Annotated in this window: 4 protein-coding genes; all 4 read left to right on the forward strand. The window is 65.9% G+C overall.

All coding sequences use genetic code 11. The annotated features are described in order from the left end of the window. Nucleotides 1-111: 111 nt before the first annotated feature. The 4 genes from BHE01S_RS07540 to BHE01S_RS07555 all read left to right on the forward strand — a co-directional run bounded on the left by BHE01S_RS07540 (nucleotide 112) and on the right by BHE01S_RS07555 (nucleotide 14,642). Entirely contained in the window at nucleotides 112-10,056 is a 9,945-nt protein-coding gene (locus BHE01S_RS07540) for a hybrid non-ribosomal peptide synthetase/type I polyketide synthase (protein WP_052405758.1), read from the forward strand. Between the two features lie 3 nt (nucleotides 10,057-10,059). Next, nucleotides 10,060-12,360 carry a condensation domain-containing protein gene (locus BHE01S_RS07545; RefSeq protein ID WP_042262271.1) on the forward strand — a complete coding sequence of 767 codons (2,301 nt, stop codon included), beginning with the start codon at nucleotides 10,060-10,062 and terminating at the stop codon, nucleotides 12,358-12,360. A gap of 232 nt (nucleotides 12,361-12,592) precedes the next feature. Beyond that, on the forward strand, nucleotides 12,593-13,606 hold the full coding sequence (locus tag BHE01S_RS07550; RefSeq protein ID WP_245639667.1) for an SGNH/GDSL hydrolase family protein: 1,014 nt from the start codon (nucleotides 12,593-12,595) through the stop codon (nucleotides 13,604-13,606). A 49-nt stretch (nucleotides 13,607-13,655) separates the two neighbouring features. Next, a complete protein-coding gene (locus tag BHE01S_RS07555) occupies nucleotides 13,656-14,642 on the forward strand; it encodes a cupin-like domain-containing protein (protein ID WP_042262274.1) in 987 nt (328 codons plus the stop codon). Nucleotides 14,643-14,687: the final 45 nt, after the last annotated feature.

Raw genomic sequence — 14,687 nt, forward strand, 5'->3', positions numbered from 1 at the left:
CCTGGCGCTTGTGCTTCCCGTGACCGGTTGCCGTTCTGCGCAAGTGCCGCGAGCCCATCGCCAGCCCTTGCCCGGTACGGGACCTTCGTCGAAATTGTGGGGGAGTAGCAAATGTCACACAGAGATGGACTTTCAGGCGTTTTGCCGGACGGGACCGATCATGTGCCCGGCGTGGCAGCGCGCTTCGATGCCCTATGTGCCGGGTTCGGCAATCATCTTGCTGTGATTGACGCCACGGGCGAAGAAAATTACGCCGCCCTCGGCGCACGTTCGGCGCGGCTCGCAACCGTCCTGCATGAAATGGGACTGGAGCCGGGCGAGCGCTGCGCGATCATGGTTTCGCGCAGCCGCGACACGCTCGCCTTGATGCTGGCGATCCTCCGGCTGGGCGCCGTCTACGTGCCGCTCGACCGCGCCTATCCCAAGGCGCAGCTCGATTTTATCGTTTCCGATTGCGCACCCAGGCTCATCATCGCCGAAGCGGCGGCGCTCGCCAGCGTCGGCGAACTGAACGGCGTCTCGGTCGATCTCGAGCATGTCGTGGCGGCAGCCGAAGCGGCCGAGCCCGCACCGCTCCACGCGAGCAGCCGTGACGACGCTGCCTACGTGATGTACACCTCCGGCTCGACCGGCAAGCCCAAGGGCGTGATCGTGCCGCAGCGCGCGATTCTGCGCCTCGTGCAGGGCCAGACCTTTACCGAGCTCGCGCCCCACACGCGTTTCCTCAACCTCGCGCCGCTCGCCTTCGATGCGAGCACGCTGGAGATCTGGGGACCGCTCCTGAACGGCGGCTGCGCCGCCATCGTCAACGAGGTCCAGCCCTCTCTCGACACGATCGCGTCCGAGATAGCGCGACTCGGCGTTACCAGCGCCTGGTTCACGGCTGGCCTCTTCAATGCGCTCGCCGACTATCGGCTGGAAGCCTTTCTTCCGCTCAGGGAGGCGCTAACGGGCGGGGACGTGCTGTCCCCCGTCCACGTACGCAAGGTCATGGAGGCTCATCCGGGTCTGCAGATCATCAATGGCTACGGCCCGACCGAGAACACGACCTTTACCTGCTGCTACCGCATTCCGCGCGACGGCGAGGCGCTCGCCAATGGCGACGCCATTCCCATCGGCTACGCCATCGCGGGCACGAGCGCCTACATCGTGGACGACAAGCTCGTGCCGGTTGCCGACGGCGAAGTCGGCGAACTGGTCACGGGCGGCGACGGCGTCGCGCTCGGTTATCTGAACCGTCCCGAGCTGACGGCCGAGAAGTTCGTCGACGACGTTTTCGCACCCGGCGCCAGGCTCTACCGCACGGGCGACCTCGTGCGCCGCCGCCCGGACGGGGCGATCGAATTCCTGGGCCGCAACGACCGGCAGATCAAGATTGCGGGCAAACGCATCGAACTCGACGAAATCGAGCATGCACTGCGCGTGGCGCCCGGCGTGGCCGACGCGGCCGTGGCGGCGTTCGACGGCCGCATGGGCAAAGCCATTGCGGGCTTCGTAAAAGCCGATGCCGCGGACGCCGCCGGCCTCCTGAAGGAAATCCGCGCTTATCTCAAGTCCGCGCTGCCCGACTACATGATGCCGTCGGAGCTGCGTGTGCTGCCGGACTTTCCACTGACGCCCAATGGCAAGATCAACCGCAAAGCGCTGCTTGCACAAATCGATACGCAATCCGAAGCATCGGCAGCGGCCCCACCCGTGGACGATGATGTTGCAGACAGGCTCGCATCCGTGTTCGAAGGGCTTCTCGGCAAGCCCGTCGATCGCCGCGCGAACTTCTTCGACCTCGGCTTGCGCTCGCTCGATCTGATGCGCGCGCACGCCATCATCGCGCGCGACGTCGCGGCCAGGGTCGCGCTGGTGGACTTGTTCCGCCACCCCAATGTCGAGGCACTGGCCGCGCAACTGCGCACGACACTCCCAACACCGGACAAAGACGCAATCCGCCAGCGCCGGGGGGCGCAAGGCGGAGCCATCGCAGTCGTCGGCATGTCCGGGCGGTTTCCGGGCGCGCGCAATGTCTCCGAACTGTGGGCCAACATCCTCGCTGGGCGCGACTGCGTCACGCATTTCGACGTGGCGGAACTCGAGGACAGCTTCGATGACGGCTCGCGCCGCGATAAAAGCTACGTCAAGGCGCGGCCGATACTCGCGGATGTCGACCGCTTCGATGCGGGCTTTTTCGGCATGCTGGCGCGCGAGTCGGCGCTGACCGACCCGCAACAACGCCTTTTCCTCGAAATCGCGTGGGAAGCGTTCGAAGATGCCGGGTACGACCCGGCAACGATCGCCGGCGCCGTCGGGGTGTTCGCCGGCACGTCGATGAACACCTACTTCCTCAAGCACGTCCTGTCCGATCGCGCGGTCATCGACGAATTTACGAGCCAGTTCCAGATCGGCGAGTATCAAAAGCTGATGGGGGCCGGTGACTTCGTCGCCACCCGCACCGCCTACAAGCTCGGGCTCACGGGGCCGGCCATCTCGGTACAGACGGCATGCTCCACGTCGCTCACGGCGATCAGCCTCGCGGTCGAAAATCTTCGCGCGGGACGCTGCGACATGGCGCTGGCCGGCGGCGTCTCGATCACCTTCCCGCAAAAGCGCGGCTACTTCTACGAAGAAGGCGGCATGGGCGCGCCCGACGGCGTGTGCCGTCCGTTCGATGCCGATGCGAAGGGCACGGTATTCGGCAGCGGCGCGGGCGTGGTCCTGCTCAAACGTCTCGAAGACGCCATCGCCGACGAAGATCCGATCTATGCCGTGATCCGCGGCGTGGGCATCAACAACGACGGCTCCGACAAGGTCGGCTTCACTGCCCCGAGCGTCGATGCCCAGGCTCGCGCGATTGCCATCGCGCACGCCGAGGCCGACATCGATCCATCGTCGATTGGCTATATCGAGGCCCACGGCACGGCGACGCCGCTCGGCGATCCGATTGAATTCGCGGGCCTCGTGCAGGCGTTTCGCCTGGGCGGCGCCGAGGGCGGGCAGTTCTGCGCGCTCGGCTCCGCGAAGGCCAATGTCGGGCACCTCGACGCGGCTGCGGGCGTGACGGGTTTCATCGCCGCGTCGCTCGCCCTGCGCAACCGCACCTTGCCGCCGCTCACGCATTTCCGTTCGCCCAATCCGGGCATCGACCCGAGCAACAGTCCGTTTTTCTTCAATACGGCCGTGCGTCCCTGGACCGATGGCGCCACGCCGCGCCGTGCCGGCGTGAGTTCGCTCGGCGTCGGCGGGACGAACGTCCATATGGTGCTGGAGGAGGCGCCTTGCGGTAGCGCCTCGAACGCGCAAAGCGAAGGACTCCAGATCCTGCCCGTATCGGCCCGCAGCGCCGCCGCACTCGAACGCGCAAAGGCGAATCTCGCGACCCATCTCGCTAGCCATCCGGAGATCGCGCTGGCCGACGTCGCCGCGACGCTGCAAACGGGGCGCCGCGATTTCGCGCACCGTGCTGTGGTGATCGCCGGGAGCGTGGAGCAGGCCCAGGCGAGGCTCCAGAAAGGCGCGATCGAAGCGCAGGCGCCGCAGGCCACGCCGACGGTCGTCTTCATGTTTCCGGGCCAGGGCGCGCAGTATCCGGGCATGGGCGCCGAGCTCTATCGCACCGAGCCGGTCTATCGCCAATGGATCGACAAGGGCGCCGAGGCGCTCGCGCCCCACCTCGGCCTCGACATCCGCACGCTGCTGCTCGGCGAAGTCCCGGAAGGCGACGACACCCCACACCCGATCCGCTCGACGATCTACGCGCAGCCTGCGCTCTTCCTCGTCGAATATGCGCTGGCGCAGTTGTGGATCTCGCGCGGCATCAGGCCGGCAGCCATGATCGGCCATAGCGTCGGCGAGCTGGTGGCCGCTTGCGTGGCAGAGGCGATCGCTTTCGAGGATGCGCTATGCCTCATCGCGCAACGCGGCGCGCTCATGCAGTCGGCCGAGCCGGGCGCGATGCTGGTCGTGCGCCTGTCGGAGGCCGAGCTCAGCCCGATGCTGCCCGCAGACGTCGATCTCGCCGCGATCAATGCGCCCGCGCTCAGCGTCGTGGCAGGCCCCTTCGCCGCGATCGAGGCCTTCGAGGCCACGCTCAAGGCGCGCGATATCGAGCATCGGCGTCTGCACACTTCGCACGCGTTCCACTCGCGCATGATGTCGGGCGTCGTCGACGATCTCGCGAAAGTGGCCAACGGCCTTTCTTTCGCGAGACCGAAGATCCCCTACGTGTCCTGCGTGACCGGGCAGTGGGCGGCGATGGATCAGCCGGTCCCGGGACAGTACTGGGCCAGCCATTGCCGCAATGTCGTGCGCTTTAGCGACGCGCTGGCCACGGTCACGGCAGAGGGCAAGCCGCTGCTGCTCGAAATCGGCCCCGGACGCACGCTCTCGACCTTCGTCCTGCAGGGCTTGCCCAAGGACCGGCATCAGGGCGCGATTACCTCGCTGCCCGATTTCGCCACGCGCGAGCGCGAGTTCGCCGTCCTCGCCGAGGCAGCCGGGCGCCTGTGGCTGAACGGCGTCAAGCCGGACTGGAAAACGCTGCGGGCGCAAGCCGGCCGCCGCGTTTCGCTACCGACCTATCCCTTCGAGCCGGAACGGCACTGGATTGACGCCCCGGCACCCGCCTCTTCACGCCAGCCGACGACCGTTGTTCCAGCGATTGCCGCACCAGCCCCGTCCGAAGCCCTAATCGATATTCCTCAGACCGCCATGGCCCAAACCGTCCAAATCGACCGCAAACCGCGTCTCATTGCCGAACTGGCGTCACTGCTCGCCGAAATGTCCGGCGAAGCACCCGATACGTCCGATCCGGACGTGACCTTCTGGGATCTCGGTTACGACTCGCTGTTCATGGGGCAAGTGTCCCGCCAGCTGCGCCGCCGCTACGACGTCACGATCAGCTTCCGGCAGATCATGAGCGACTATCCGACGCTGCCTGCCCTCGCGCAGTTCCTCGATGGCGCCATGCCGCCTGATCCGGAAGTGCCTGCCGAGGCTGCGCCTGTTGCGGCATCTGCTGTTGCGCCGGTCGCGGTTCAGGCTGCGGCCGCGCCTGCCGCCGTTGCGGCAGTTCAGGTGGGCGCGCCTGTAGCAGTGCAAGCGATTGTTGCGCCGGCCACGGGCGACCTCCAGTCGGTGATCCGCGACCAGCTCGCCGCGATGCAGTCGGTGATGGCGCGTCAACTCGAGGTGCTCCAAGGTACGCCACTGGCCGTGCAGCAACCTGCAGCGGCACAAATCGCGGCACCGGCAGCCGTGGCAGCCGCCCCGGCCGTTGCAACGGCAGCGCCCGCACCCGCCGCCGCGCCCGCGCACGCTGCCGGCCCCGAGATCAAGTTCGAGGAAAACCGCCCCTCGCGCTTCACCGCGTACAAGCCCGGCGCCACGCATTCGGCCCAGATGACCGACGCCCAGAAGGCGTTCATCACCGATCTGGCCGCGCGCTACTCGGCCAAAACCGCCACCTCCAAGGCGCGCACGCAGTCCTGCCGGGCCGTGCTCGCCGACCCGCGCACCGCCAGCGGCTTCCGCGAGGAATGGAAGGAGCTTGTTTATCCGATCGTCGCCCAGCGCTCGAAGGGCTCGAAAATCTGGGACGTGGACGGCAATGAATACATCGACGTGGTCAACGGCTACGGCCAGACCGCGTTCGGCCACACGCCCGATTTCGTGGTCGCCGCGGTCAACGCGCAACTGGAAGAAGGCTTCGCTATCGGACCGCAGTCGCCGCTCGCGGGCGAAGTCGCGCAGATGTTCTCGGAGATGACGGGCCATCAGCGCGTCACGTTCTGCAATACCGGTTCGGAAGCCGTGATGGCGGCGATGCGCCTCGCGCGCACGGTGACCGGCAAGGACAAGGTCGTCTGCTTCGACGGCGACTATCACGGCCAGTTCGACGAAGTGCTCGTGAAGCCCGGCAGCGAAGCGGGCGTGCCGCGCGCGTTCCCGCTCGCCCCCGGAATCCCGCAGACCTCCGTGGGCAACATGGTCGTGCTGCCGTATGCCCGCCCCGAAAGCCTCGAGTGGATCAAGGCCAACATCGACGACATTGCAGCGGTGCTCATCGAGCCCGTGCAGTCGCGCCATCCGAATCTGCGTCCGAAGGAGTTCGTGCAGCAGTTGCGCGACGTGACGGCCGCCAATGACTCGGCCCTCATCTTCGACGAGGTTGTGACGGGCTTTCGCGTCCATCCGGCCGGCATGCAAGGCCTGTGGGGCATCCAGGGCGACATGGCGACCTACGGCAAGGTGGTCGGCGGCGGCCTGCCCATCGGCGTGCTCGCCGGCACCACGCAGTACATGGACGCGCTCGACGGCGGTCAATGGCAGTTCGGCGATGCTTCGGTACCCGAAGTGCCGCCTACGTTCTTCGCAGGCACGTTCGTGCGCCACCCCGTCGTGCTGGCCGCGATGAAAGCCGTCCTGCTGCATCTCAAGGAAGCGGGCCCGGCACTGCAGGAAGGGCTCGGCGAGCGCATGGCCGGCCTCGTGCAGCGCATCAACGCGCATCTGGAGAAGGTCGGCATCGCCACGCGCGCCGAGTCCTTCTCGAGCTGGTTCTATGTGAATCTCGCGGGCGAGGATCGCCTCGGCAGCCTCTTCTATCCGTATATGCGCTACCTCGGCGTGCACATCATGGAAGGCTTCCCCTGCTTCCTGACGACGAGCCACTCGGACGAGGACATCCGCAAGATCGGCGACGCCTTCATCGCGAGTATCGACGCGCTCCAGCGCGTCGGCATTCTCGGCGGCGCGCACGACGCCGCGGCGCTTGCGCAGGCCGAGCCGCCGCTCACGCAGTCGGCGCTCACCGAGCCGCAGAAGGAGATCTGGATGTCGGCCCAGCAGGGCCACGAGGCCTCGCTCGCGTTCAATGAGTCGTTCACGCTCGAACTCAACGGCAAGCTGAACGAGGCCGCCTTCGAACGCGCCTTCGCCGCGACGGTCGCCCGCCACGATGCGCTGCGCGTGCACTTCTCGCGCGTGGGAGACAGGATGTTCGCGGAACCGGCGACGACCGTGCCGCTGGTCCCGATCGACCTTTCGGGCCACGCCGATCCGGCGGGCGAGCTCAAGGCCATCATCGACGCGGAAGCCCGCGAGGTCTTCGATCTCACCCAGGCCCCGCTCGCGCGCGCCGCACTGGTGCGCCTCGAAGCGCAGAAGTGGGCGTTCGTGTTCACGGCGCATCACATCGTCTGCGACGGCTGGTCGATCAACATCATCCTGCGCGATCTGGCCGCCTTGTACGCTGCGCAAGTCTGGGGCACGCAGCCCGAACTCGACGAAGTGCAGAGCTTCCTCGCCTTCGCCAAGGCGCAGGACGAAATCGGCGTCGAGAAGGAAACGCGCGAGTTCTGGATGAACGTCCATCGCAACCCGGCGCCGCAACCCGATTTGCCCGGCGACCGTCCGCGCCCGGAACGCAAGAGCTTCAGCGGCGCCTCGACGACCCGCCATCTGGGCGCCGACCTGCTCAAGCAGGTCAAGACCGCCTCCTCGAAGCAGGGCTGCTCGCTGTTCGCCACGCTGTTCGGCGCGGCCCAGGTGCTGTTCGGCCGCCTGTCCGGCAATGACGATGTCGTGATCGCCGCACCGATGGCCGGCCAGTCGCAAGCAGGCGAAGCGCTGCTGGTCGGGCACTGCGTCAACTTCCTGCCGCTGCGCGTGAAGTTCGACCGCGAGAAGCCTTTCGCCACGCACATGAAGGCGGTGCGCGACCATCTTTACGACGCAGGCGACCGCCAGAACTACACCTACGGCGCGCTCGTGCGCGATCTCGGCATCAAGCGCGATCTCAACCGGCTGCCGCTGACCGATCTGCAGTTCAACCTGGAAAAGGTCGACGGCGAACTCGACATGGCAGGCGTCACCACGCACTTCACGCCGAACGCGAAGGCCTACAGCAACTTCGATCTGTTCCTGAACGTGATCGAATCGGCGCAGGGCCTGCGGCTCGATTGCGACTTCAACACCGACGTCTACGACGAAGCGACGATCCAGCGCTGGCTCGGTTACTACGAAACCTTGCTGACGGCGATCGCACGCGACGCCGAAACGCCGGTCGCCGCCCTGCCGCTGCTGAGCGACGCTGAAATCCACCATCTGCGCGACGAGCTGAACGCGTCCCGGCGCGACTACGATCTCTCGCAGACGACCCCGGCGCTGATCGCCGCGCAGGCCTGGCAGGCCCCGGATACGACGGCCGTGTCGGACGAATCGACGAGCCTCACCTACGGCGAACTCGACGCGCGCGCCAACCAGATCGCCCGCCGGCTCGTGGCGGCGGGAATCGCAGCGGGCTCGCGCGTCGCCATCGCGATGGAGCGCACGGCGACGACCGTGGCCGCCATGATCGGCGTATGGCGCGCCGGCTGCGCCTACGTGCCGCTCGACATGACGATGCCGCCTGCGCGCCTGCGCCAGATTCTCGATGGCGCAGGCATCGCCGCCGTCCTCAGCGACGAAGCGAGCCTCACGCTGCTGGAACCGGGCGCGCATCGCGTGCTGGACGTGGAGGCGCTCCTCGCGCAGGACGACGACGAGACTGTCGCGCTGCCCGCCGTAACGGATGCGGATTCGGCCTACGTGATCTTCACGTCGGGCTCGACGGGTCAGCCCAAGGGCGTGGAGATCGGCCATCGCGCGCTGAGCAACTTCCTGCTTTCGATGGCGCACGCGCCGGGCTTCACGGTCAGGGACAGCATCGTCGCGGTGACGACGTTCTCCTTCGATATCTCGGGTCTCGAGCTGTTCCTGCCGCTCATCGCGGGCGGGCGGACCTTTATCGCCGGGCACGCGGAAGTGCGCACCGGCTTCGAGCTGGTGACGCGCCTGAAGGAAGAAGCCGCCACCGTTCTCCAGGCGACGCCTTCGCTGTGGCGCATGCTGCTCGAGGCGGGCTTCAAGGCGCCGAAGGGCTTCAAGATCCTGTGCGGCGGCGAGCCGTTGCCGCGCGACCTCGCCGACGAACTGCTCGCGACCGGTGCGGAGGTGTGGAACCTCTACGGCCCGACCGAGACGACGATCTGGTCTTCCGCCTCGCGCGTCATGGCGAACGCACCGGTGGTGATCGGCGCACCGCTCGCCAATACCGACCTGCACGTGCTGACCGACGACCTGCATCTGGCGCCCGAAGGCGTGAGCGGCGAACTGTGGATCGGCGGCGAAGGCCTGGCGAAGGGCTACTTCAACCGCCCCGACCTGACGGATGCCGCGTTCAGGTCGGTCGCCATCGAAGGCGCCGCGCCGCGCCGGCTCTACCGCACCGGCGATCTGGCGAAGCGGCTCGCCGACGGCTCGCTGCAGCACCTGGGCCGTCGCGACCAGCAGATCAAGCTGCGGGGCTTCCGCATCGAGATCGAGGATATCGAGGCCACCTTGCGCCGGGCGCCCGGCGTTGCCGCAGCCGCCGTCGCCCTGCACACCGTGGGCGACAGCCCGCGCCTCGTGGGCTACCTGGTCGGCACGGGCTCTGACAAGCCCGACCAGAGCGCGGTCGCAGCGTATGCCGCCGGTCAACTGCCGTCCTACATGGTGCCGACGCTATGGATGACGCTCGATGCGCTGCCCCAGACCCCGAACGGCAAGCTCGACCGCAAGGCCCTGCCCGTGCCGACGGCCGATATGGTAGCCGCCCCGGTGCGCCAGCCGCATGCCGCGCTCAAGGTCGTGCCGCCAGCGCCGATGCCGGTCGAATCCGCGGCTGTCGAGCCGCAGCCGGGCGAACCGGCGCAGATCGTCGTCGCCCAGGCCGCACCCGTGGCCCTGACGCCGACGCAGTCCACCATCGCCGCGATCTGGGGCGACGTGCTCGGCCTCCAGCAGGTCGGTATCGACCAGAAGTTCTTCAGCCTCGGCGCGGACAGCCTGCAGCTCTTTCGCATCGTCGCGCGAATGAACGAACGGGGGCTGGGCGTGGATGCGCGTCAGCTCATGAAGAACGTCACGATCGAGCAGCTGGCCGCGAGCCTCGACGGCACGCAGACGGACGCGCTGGTCGAAGCGCCTGCCGTGGCGAGGCCGTCGATCCTCAACTTCAAGCGCAGGATTGCCGAGGGAGCCTGAGCGATGAACTCGATAGCCTTGAATATCGCACCTGTGCAGGAGGTCGAAGCGGGCCATGCCCTGTTCCCGGCGACCGCCTGCCAGGTACGCTACTGGCACGAGCAGAAGGCGTCGCCGAAGGCCTCCGCGCTCAACATCGCCTTCCGGCTGCAATTGTCGGGGCCGCTCACGGCCGCGGGCATCGAACAGGTGCTCGGCGAACTGGTCGCGCGGCACGAGATATTGCGCACGGGCTTCCTGATGACGGGTGCGGGGCTGCGCCAGCAGGTCTGGAGCCGCGTCCCCTTCCGGCTCGAGGTGGTGGATCTCGGCGGTCTGGACGAACAGGCGGCGCTGTCCGAGGCCCAGCGCGTGGGTCAGGAGCAGGCGCGCACGCCTTTCGAGTTGTCGTGCGCGTCCTTCTTCCGGGCCGTGTGGTTGCCGAGGTCGAGCACGCAAGGCGAGTTGCAGCTGACCTTCCATTCGCTCGTGATGGACGGCTGGTCCTTCGCGATCCTCGTGCGCGAACTCGTGGAAGGACTCGCGGCGCTGCACGCGGGCCATGATCCCGACTATCCCGACGTCGACCTGCACCACGGCGACTACGCGCTCTGGAAGGGCGAGTTCCTGGCCGGCGCGGCGATCGATCGCGCTCGCGTCCATTGGCGCGAGGAACTGAAAGGCTTCAGCCGTTTCGACGTGGCAGGCGATCGTCCGCGGCCGCCGCAGCGGCGCTTCCAGGGCGTCATTCGCTCCATTCTGTTGCCGGACGCGCTCAGCGAGCGCCTGATCGCGGCCGCCAAGGCGCAAGGCGTGACGCTCTTCAGCGTCGCGGCGGCGGCCCTTGCGATGTCGCTGCAAAAGGCGACTGGCCAGGGCAAAGTCGCCATGGGCACGCAGATGTCGGTGCGCGATCAGCAGGAACTCGAGGGCGTGATCGGGCCGCTCATCAATACGGTGATCCTGCGCCTCGACGTGAACCGGAGCAGCACGCTTGCCGACGTGACCGCGCAATGCGGCGCCAAGCTCAGCGACGCCATCGAGCATCTTCATCTGCCGTTCGAAGAGATGATGGAAATAGCGGGCGAAGTGTCCGATATGCAGCGGCCGCCGCTATGCTCGGTCAACTTCGCCTTGCAGCAAAGCTTCGTCGGCATGGGCGACGAAGTCCGCCGCCAGGATTTCGCCGCGACGACATCGCCCTCCTTCAATGCGGGCGCGCTCTACGACCTCAACTTCTTCATGGTGCGGCGCCCGGAAGGCTGGCGCATCTCGTGCGAGGGCGACACGGACCTCTACGACATCGAGACGATCGACCGGCATCTGGCCCAATGGCGCGAGGTGCTGGAAACCGCCGAGGTCATGCCGCAGCGGCCGCCGGAGCAGGCTGCCGCGAAAGACCTGGCGCAAGTCGCGGGTGGCGTCGGCGTCAGCGGTTTTATGAGCCGGGCCGAGCTGGAAGCGAAAGCGCACTACGTCGTGCACTTCAACGAGGAGGGCTCGCAAACGCCCGTCATCGTGCTCAACAACATCGCGGTACTCTATGAGCTCGCTAAACAGGTCGGCGACGAGCGGCCCATCGTCGATGTTCCCATGGTGCCGAAGACGCCTCAGCCCAACTTCCCGTTGCGCGCTTTCGAGGATCTCGCCGCGGACGCCGTGCGGCTCATCAGGCTGATCCGGCCACGCGGCCCTTATATCCTCATGGGCTACTGCGTGCTGGGCGCGATGGCGCTCGAGGCTGCGCATCAACTGCGCCGCGAGGGCGAAACGGTGGAACTGGTCGTCCTGACCGATTCCTGGTGCCCGGGGTATCGCGAAACGATGCCCTGGTACGATCGCCTGCTGCGCAAATTCCAGGTGCGCATGGACGACATCCCGCGCGACTACCGCCTCGCGAAGCGCGGCGAGATGTCCATGATTGCCTTCCTCCAGCAGTTTCGGACCGTGCGCTGGCTGCATCTCACGCAGCTGGCGGTGAAGTTCGGCATCCTGAAGAACGACGGCGCGAACAACATGATCGACGACAACCTCTGGTATGGCCGCAATATCGGCTATCTGCGGGAGCAGCAGGTACGGTATCGTCCGAAACCCTACGACGGCAATGTTCAGATCTTTCGCAGCGGCCAGGTGCTCAAGGGGCGGCTCTTTGCGCACGACATGGGCTGGGGCGAAGTGGTCAGCGGCAAGCTGATCGTTACCGAGGTTCCGGGCATGCACAACCAGATGTTCCGCGCCGCCGGCGCGGCGGTCATGGGTAAGCAACTGCTGGAACGCTTTGCCGAAACAGTGAGTGGCAAACAGGAAAGCGCCCATGAGGCGTGATGATCCCGGAACGTCACAATAGGGCAAATGGCCTATGTCCCGTTCGCGCAGGTTCTTGCTCGTCGCATGCTTCGGCGCACTGACCGTCGCTGGCCTTTTTGCCAGACTCGCCGTTCCTGGCCTCTTTCGCCGTGCGCCAGTCGCCGTCGCAACGGCGTCGGAGCTTCCGTCTGGACGGATACGATTTGCGGTGCTCGGAGACTCCGACAGCCAGTCCTATCACGACACACTCATGTTGGGCGATCCGCACGCGCGAGGAGGCCAGTGGCGCGCGACCACCTGGCAGTGGACCGAGGTGCTCGCCCAGTTGCGCGGAGACCAGATCGACCAGGGCAAATGGGGCGTCTGGGGAACCGGGAAGTATTGGGCTATTGCCAGCGAAGCCCTGGGTGCGCTCGCCCGCACGCCCCCCAAGGAGGACTACCGCTACAACTTCGCGATTAGCGGTGCGACCTGCGACGAACTCATGGGGCACTCGCAGCGCCAGGCGATTCGTCTTGTCCAATTGATGGACACGGAACCCGAGGCCTGGCGAGGTGGCATCGTATTCATCAGGACAAGCGCCAACGATCTCGGCAGCCACGAGGTTCTCGACGAGTTGTCCCGCGATCCGGCCGCGCCGCGCCCCGTGGCCGCGATCAACGCCTGCATCAAGGCAGTGGACGAGGCCGTCGCGCTGATCCGCAAACATCACCCGGACACCTATATCGTGCTCTCGGCCGCAGGCAGCAACGCGGACTGGTCGGGCGAGTTCGACAGTTGGCAATCTGCGAAAGAGATAGCCAATATCGACGCAGGCATCGATCGCTTCAACAATGGCTTGCGCGCGCTCGCCGCCGCGGACCGCCACGTCTATGTTCTCGAAGATGGCGCGTGGTTCAGAAGCCTGTGGGGCCATCGCGACGAACACGGCCGTCCGAACTACAAGACGGTGCATCTGGGGCCTGGCTGGGCGATTACCAATACCTCCGGCGACGATCCGCACAATGCCGTCCTTGCAGACTCGCACGCGGGCGTAGTCTGGAATACGCTTTGGACGCAGCACCTTGTCACTTCGCTGAACGCCGCTTTCGGGCTGCATATCACGCCGATCACAGATGCCGAGGTGATCGACTTCCTCAGGCCCAGCTTCAGAGCGGCCGATACCCCACCGGCAACTCGCCGTGAACCGGTTAAAAATACCGCTCAATTTCGGGTAAACGCCCAAAATGGCCTGGATGTTCGTCAGCGCACATCTGGCCCATAGACACGATAGTAGCCTGCAAGCACTACCCTCTAACCTGCGAAGGTGTGCCATGTCTGTGACTAGCAATGGCGCGGTGTTGGCCGAAGCATCACCCCAACTCACCTCAGACAGAAAAATCCTGCACGCCTGCCATCAGGAATTCAAAAGCAACTTCAATCTGCATCCGTTCAAATTCCATCATCTATTACATGAAAGCGGCTTGTTCGAGATCCCCAGGATCGCCGAGGTCGCCCAGCGGATGCTGGAAAAGAACGGTAACGTCCGTGCGATCAACTTCAGGAATAGTTCGCTGGAGTCGAAATTCAGCGCCATGCCGCATAGCACGCGGCTGAAAGAGGCGTTTGCGAGCGTTCACGAAAACGACTCGTGGATCAAGCTAACGCAGGCACACCTTTACGACGCGGACTACGCCCATGTCCTCGACTCGATTACCGCCGAGCTCGAGGAGCTGTCCGATTACCCGCTGCGCAGCGACATCACCCTGGTGACGATGACGCTGTTGGTCTCCTCGCCAAAGATCTCGACACCCTTCCATATCGATCACGAGACCAACTTCCTCTTCCAGTTGCAGGGCTCGAAGGACGTATGCCTCTTCCCCGCTACCGATCGCGAGCTGGTGCCGGACCAGGAGGTGGAGCGTTACTACGCCGGCAACTTCGAGGCCGCGCGCTATCGTCGTCAACTGCAGAGTCGCGGCACGATCTTCCGGCTCAACCCGGGCGAAGTGGTGCATCACCCCTCGTTGGCACCGCATTGGGTGAAGAATGACGACAACATTTCGGTGAGTATCAGCATCAACTACTGCATGAGGTCGCTCGAGCAACGCGCGCGGGTGTACCAGGCCAACTACGTTCTGCGCATGATGGGACTGAAGCCGTTGCCCCCCGGTGTTTCGCCGTTGCGCGACAGCTTGAAGAGAAAGGTCATCTCGACGCTGGAACACCGCCATCCCAAAACGTTTGCGGAAGTCGTTCACACGCCTGTGACCCGATTGAAGTCCCCGCTGAATGCGGTTCGGCGGCTGGTCAAACGCTGAACGCCCGCGATGAAATCGTTACGCCAGTCGGACAACCGCGGCATC

It is taken from the genome of Paraburkholderia heleia NBRC 101817, from assembly GCF_000739775.1.
Classification (GTDB): domain Bacteria; phylum Pseudomonadota; class Gammaproteobacteria; order Burkholderiales; family Burkholderiaceae; genus Paraburkholderia; species Paraburkholderia heleia.